At 71.0% G+C, this 5,566-nt stretch carries 5 protein-coding genes and 1 riboswitch; of the genes, 3 read left to right on the forward strand and 2 right to left on the reverse strand.

The features are described 5' to 3' along the window. A partial coding sequence (locus TX83_RS20375) for a DUF4124 domain-containing protein (protein ID WP_141233604.1) occupies nucleotides 1-256 on the reverse strand: 256 nt, incomplete at its 3' end. Nucleotides 257-276: 20 nt separating this feature from the next. Beyond that, on the reverse strand, nucleotides 277-1,377 hold the full coding sequence (locus tag TX83_RS20380; RefSeq protein WP_064749819.1) for a hypothetical protein: 1,101 nt from the start codon (nucleotides 1,375-1,377) through the stop codon (nucleotides 277-279). Nucleotides 1,378-1,526: 149 nt separating this feature from the next. After that, nucleotides 1,527-1,642: riboswitch (SAM riboswitch) on the forward strand. 90 nt (nucleotides 1,643-1,732) lie between these two features. Between TX83_RS20380 and metX the strand changes: the two genes are divergently transcribed. From metX to TX83_RS20395, 3 genes are read left to right on the forward strand one after another with little or no spacing between them, the layout of a single operon-like run. Beyond that, nucleotides 1,733-2,803 carry a homoserine O-succinyltransferase MetX gene (metX, locus tag TX83_RS20385; RefSeq protein WP_079248360.1) on the forward strand — a complete coding sequence of 357 codons (1,071 nt, stop codon included), beginning with the start codon at nucleotides 1,733-1,735 and terminating at the stop codon, nucleotides 2,801-2,803. Next, nucleotides 2,800-4,050 carry an O-succinylhomoserine (thiol)-lyase gene (locus tag TX83_RS20390; protein WP_079248361.1) on the forward strand — a complete coding sequence of 417 codons (1,251 nt, stop codon included), beginning with the start codon at nucleotides 2,800-2,802 and terminating at the stop codon, nucleotides 4,048-4,050. Before metX ends, TX83_RS20390 begins: the two co-directional genes overlap by 4 nt. Next, a complete protein-coding gene (locus TX83_RS20395) occupies nucleotides 4,047-5,189 on the forward strand; it encodes a homoserine dehydrogenase (protein WP_064749820.1) in 1,143 nt (380 codons plus the stop codon). The genes TX83_RS20390 and TX83_RS20395 overlap by 4 nt, the downstream gene beginning before the upstream one ends. Nucleotides 5,190-5,566 lie beyond the last annotated feature (377 nt).

Genomic DNA, 5,566 nt, shown 5'->3' on the forward strand with positions numbered 1-5,566 from the left:
GCCCGGCCAGAGTGTTGTCGGCCCAGGCCAGATAGCGCTCGCCTTCCTGCAGCACGCGCAGGCGGGCGATCGCGCCGGGCTCGGCGCGGAAGGCGAGGCGTTCGACTTCCGCGGGCGGCGCCTTGTCGGGGGCGCGGTCGCCGTAATGGACGATGCCCTGGCGGTCGGTCCAGCGATACAGCTTGCCGGCTTGCGCGGCGGCGGCGATCAGCGCGGTCAGGCAGAACAAAGCGGCGAGGATAGAAGGGGCACGCATGGGCGGATCGGGAGCGGGCGTCAGTTCAGGCAGGAGGAGGACAACGACAGAGTGCGGGCGATCTCGCCGAGATCGAACGCGGCCACCGAGCGGTCGTCGTGCACCGCGTACAAGGCGCCGAACGGAAATCCGGCGGTGCCGGCGGCGTGCAGGACGATGCCGTCGGTGTGTGCGGTGACCTCGCCGCGGAAGCTGCCGCGCGGCGCCAGGCTGGCGCGGTCGAAGACATGGAAGACGGTACGCGGCATCAACTGGTCGACGGCGATCCAGTAGCCGCCGCCGTCGGGGCAGCTCCACAGGGTCACGCCTTCGGCCTGGGCGTCGAAGCTGCGGTCGGGCAGGCGGCGGCCGGTGTAGCGGCCGGCCAGGGTGTATTCGCGCAAGGTCGACAGCCGGCGGTCGTCCTCATCGGCGATCAGCAAGCGGTCGTTGGCCGGGTCGCCGGCGATCGATTCGACCACGCGCAGGGCCGCGTCTTCGCTGGTGTCGCCGAACGCGCCCAGGTACTCGCTGCTCAGGCGGCCGTCCTGGTCGAAGTGCAGCCGGTAGCGGCGCACGCGCTGATCGAGTTCGTTCAGCGGCGGCACCCGGTCGTACTTGTCGCCGTACATGAAACTGTCGGTGACATAGGCTTCCAGCTCGCCGGGCGCGGTCTCGTTCAGCCACAGGCCGTAGGGGCTGCGCAGCTGGGCTTCGCCGAAGCTGGCCAGCGGCGCGAAGTCGGGCAGGCGCAGCACCTGCACCCGATGGTTGTCGCGTTCGACCACGAACACGTGGTCGCCGAACACCGCCAGCCCGTTGGGGCGCTTGAACTGGCCCAGGGCCTGCCCCTTGCCGCCGACGCTGCGCAGGCGCTCGCCGGTGTCGGCGTCGTAGACCTGTAGCTGGTGGGTGGACTTGGCGCTGGCGATCAGCCAGGTCTTGCCGTCTTCGCCGGGCCAGGTCGCGAGCGAGTCGAGCTCGTCTTGCGGGCTGGGCGCCGATACGAAGCGCTCGGGCACGGTGCGCAGCCGCGCCGGGCCCGCCGAAGTGGTCCGGGATTCCGATTCCAACACCGGGCGGCTGGCGCAGGCGGCGAGCAGGGTCGCACTGAGGGCGACGGCAAGGAGACGGCTGTTCATCGTGGCAAGTGTATGCGCGACGGATGGCGACCGGGGGAGGGTTTCGGCTGCGATGGCGGTCCGATTTCGCGGTATCGGGAGGCTAATAATAAATCGCTATATGCGGATGAAGCGATTGACAGCCTCCGGGGGCGCCGGCAGACTGTGCCCATCCATCGAGACCGGCTGAGGGACAGGCCCTTAGAAGCCGGGGCAACCCAACGCGGCGCAAGCCGCGCGAAGGTGCCAATTCCTGCGGCCCGCCCCCGCCCCAGAGGTGTGGAGGCGTCGGTCGGAAGATGGTTGCGAAGTGCGCCCCTCGCGGCGCACTGGCGACTTGCAAGCTCGATGGCCCCGTTCCTATCGGATGCCCGCCATGAGCTTCGCCCACAGCCCCGTTGCCAGTTTCGACGCCAGCGAGCGCTTCGTCTCCCACGAAGCGTCCGCGTTGGCGCCGGTCGCCGCCGTCGAGCGCCTGAGCGCGCGCGGCGCCGCGACCCGCGGCGAGATCGCGATCGAACTCGACCTGCGTCACGCCGGCCGCCGCCGCGTGCTGCTGCGTTACGAAACCCAGGGCGAGGCCGGCCTGCCGGTCTTGTTCGTCGCCGGCGGCATTTCCGCCCACCGCCATCTGGCGCCGAGCCGCGAGTTCGCCGAAGCGGGCTGGTGGCACAGCCAGGTCGGCGCCGGCCGCGCGCTGGACCCGCAGCGCTTCCATCTGGTCTCGTTCGACTGGATCGGCGCCGACGGCGAACTCGACGCGCCGCTGGACCCGGCCGACCAGGCCGACGCGATCGCGGCCCTGCTCGACGCACTGCGCATCCCGCGCCTGCAAGCCTTCATCGGCTACTCCTACGGGGCCATGGTCGGCCTGCAGTTCGCCTCGCGCCACCCGGCGCGGCTGGGCGAGCTGATCTCGATCAGCGGCACTCACCGCGCCCACCCCTATGCCGCGGCGTGGCGCGCCCTGCAGCGCCGCGCGGTCGCGCTCGGCGCGCTGCAGTGCGACGAGAGCCAGGGGCTGGCGCTGGCGCGCGAGCTGGCGGTGCTGAGCTACCGCACCCCGGAAGAGTTCGCCGAGCGTTTCGGCCCTGCGCAAGTGCGGGACGGCCGGGTCCGCGTCGCCGCCGAGGATTACCTCGACCACTGCGGCCACAAGTACGTCGCCCGCACCTCGACCACCGCCTTCCTGCGTTTGTCCGAATCGATCGACCTGCAGCAGGTCGACCCTTCGACCATCCGCCTGCCGGTCACCGTGGTCGCGGTCGGCGAGGACCGGCTGATCCCGCTCAGCGAATCCTACGACCTGATCGAGCGCCTGCGCGGCGAGACCCGGCTGCGCGTGCTGCGCTCGATCTACGGGCACGACGCTTGCCTGAAAGAAGAAACCGACATCGACACCATCCTGCGCGAAGCGCTGGCCGACTGTAGCCAGGTGGCCGCATGAGCATTGACATCAACGGAGCGGCCCACGTGACCCAGACCTCGACCCAGACTGCCACCCCCCCGACCCGCAACGCCTGCACGGCCGCGGTGCGCGCCGGCATCGACCGCGATGCCGCCTACGGCGCGGTGACCCCGCCGATCGTGTTGTCGTCGAATTTCAGCTTCGCCGGCTTCAACGACAAGCGCCAATACGACTACACCCGCAGCGGCAACCCGACCCGCGACCTGCTCGGCGAAGCGCTGGCGGAACTGGAAGGCGGCGCCGGCGGCGTGGTCACCTCGACCGGCATGTCGGCGATCACCCTGGTGCTGCACGCCTTGCTCAAGCCGGGCGACCGCATCGTGGTGCCGCACGACGGCTACGGCGGCAGCTGGCGCCTGTTCAACGCGTTGGCGGCCAAGGGCGCGTTCGAACTGGTCACCGCCGACCTCACCGACCCGCGCTCGCTGACCGAAGCCCTGGCGACCAAGCCGGCGGTGGTGTGGATCGAGACTCCCTCCAACCCCCTCCTGCGCATCACCGACCTGCGCTTCGTGATCGAGGCCGCGCACGCCCAGGGCGCGCTGACCGTGGTCGACAACACCTTCCTGTCGCCGGCGCTGCAGCGTCCGATCGCGTTCGGCGCCGATCTGGTCGTGCATTCGACCACCAAGTACATCAACGGCCACAGCGACGTGGTCGGCGGCGCGGTGGTGGCCAAGAGCGCCGAGCATCACCAGCAACTGACGTGGTGGGCCAACGCGCTGGGCCTGACCGGTTCGCCGTTCGACGCCTTCCTGACCTTGCGCGGCCTGCGCACCCTGGATGCGCGCCTGCGCGTGCACCAGGAGAACACCCAGGCCATCGCCCAGTTGCTCGATGCCCACCCGGCAGTGCGCGTGGTGCATTACCCGGGCCTGGCGTCGCACCCGGGCCACGCGCTCGCGGCGCGCCAGCAGAAGGGCTTCGGCGCCATGCTCAGCGTCGAGATCGAAGGCGGCGTCGATGCGGTGCGCGCCTTCGTCGACGGCCTGAGCTGTTTCACCCTGGCCGAATCGTTGGGCGGGGTGGAAAGCCTGGTGGCGCACCCGGCGACCATGACCCATGCGGCGATGTCGCCGGAAGCGCGCGCCGCCGCCGGCATCGGCGACGGCCTGCTGCGCCTGTCGGTCGGCATCGAGCATGTCGACGACCTGATCGCCGACCTGGAAGCCGCGCTGGAGCGCGCTTCGGCGGCGGTGGCCACCGCGGCGCGCGTCAAACGATGAGCGCGGCGGCCAGCGCTTTGTCGGCGCCGGCGTCCGCCGCGCGCATCGCCGCCGCCAACGCATCGGTCCTGCCGGCGCGGGTCGCGCTGCTCGGCACCGGCACGGTCGGCGGCGCAGTGCTCGCGCGACTGAACGCTTGGCACGGCACCCGCCTGGGCGAGCGCCTGTCGCTGGTCCACGTCGCCAATTCGCGCCGCGCCGCGGTCGACCGCGCCGGGCTCGCACCCGAGCGTGCCGCCACTGCGTTGACCGCCAGCGATCGGCCCAGTTCGCTCGACGACGTCGCCGCGGCTCTGTCCTGGGACGGTCTGGCCGGCGACGGCGCGCGAGTGGTGGTCGACGCCACCGCCAGCGAAGCGGTCGCCGAGCGCCATGCGCAATGGCTGGCGCAGGGCATCCACGTGGTCACCGCGTGCAAGATCGGCCAGGGCACGTCGCTGGCGCGCTGGCGTGCGATCCGCGACGCCTGTGCGCGCGGCGGCAGCGGTTACGGCGACAGCGCCACGGTCGGCGCCGGCCTGCCGCTGCTGCGGAGCCTGCGCGAACTGCAGGCCGGCGGCGACCGCATCCACGCCATCGCCGGCGTGTTGTCGGGCTCGCTGGCCTGGCTGTTCAATCATTACGACGGCATGCGCCCCTTCTCGGCGCTGGTACGGCAGGCGCGCGACGCCGGCTACACCGAACCCGATCCGCGCGACGACCTGTCGGGCGAGGACGTGCGGCGCAAGCTGCTGATCCTGGCGCGCGCGGCCGGCGTGGCGCTGGACGCGGGCGAGGTCGAGGTGGCCTCGCTGGTGCCGCCGGAGCTGGCGATCCTGTCCAAGGACGGGGTCGACGCCGCGCTGCCGGCGCTGGATGTGCCGCTGCGCGAGCGCTATGCGGCGGCCTACAAGAACGGCGAGAAGCTGCGCTTCATCGCCCGCCTGGACTGCGGCGGAGACGGCCGCCACACGGCGCGGGTCGGGCTGGAGTCGTTGCCCGGCGATCACCCGCTGGCCGGCGGCGCCGGCACCGACAACAAGGTGGCGATCTGGTCCGACCGCTATCGTGTCCAGCCGCTGGTGATCCAGGGGCCCGGCGCAGGCGCGGAGGTCACCGCGGCGGGCTTGCTCGACGACGTGCTGCGGCTGGTGGGCTGAGCGGCGCCCTTCCGCGTCTTTGTCCTGTTCCCTTGTAGGAGCGGCGTCCCACAGGGATTTCCTTCGGGCACAAGCCGCGACCACGGGATGCGCGGAAAATCCAAGGCCGACGCTATCGATCGAAGCTCAAAGCCATCGCCTGTAGGAGCGGCGCAAGCCGCGACCGCCACCTCGCCCGTTCGCCGCGTCTTTGTCCTGCGCCCCTGTAGGAGCGGCGTAAGCCGCGACCGCGCTCGTGCGGCCTCGCGCCGTTTGTCGTTCGCAGGTCTCTGAAGCTTCAAAGCTATAAGGCTCCAAAGCTATAAGGCTCCAAAGCCAAGCCGCCGTCCGCAAGCGGCCGGGTCACTTTCTTTGTCCAAGGCGACAAAGAAAGTAAC

The organism is Lysobacter antibioticus HS124, from assembly GCF_000336385.2.
GTDB lineage: Bacteria > Pseudomonadota > Gammaproteobacteria > Xanthomonadales > Xanthomonadaceae > Lysobacter > Lysobacter firmicutimachus.

Bases quoted from the DNA above. Each gene is read 5' to 3' on its own strand.
- metX (WP_079248360.1), top strand. From the start codon at position 1,733: ATGAGCTTCGCCCACAGCCCCGTTGCCAGTTTCGACGCCAGCGAGCGC.
- TX83_RS20390 (WP_079248361.1), top strand. From the start codon at position 2,800: ATGAGCATTGACATCAACGGAGCGGCCCACGTGACCCAGACCTCGACC.
- TX83_RS20395 (WP_064749820.1), top strand. From the start codon at position 4,047: ATGAGCGCGGCGGCCAGCGCTTTGTCGGCGCCGGCGTCCGCCGCGCGC.
- TX83_RS20380 (WP_064749819.1), bottom strand. From the start codon at position 1,377: ATGAACAGCCGTCTCCTTGCCGTCGCCCTCAGTGCGACCCTGCTCGCC.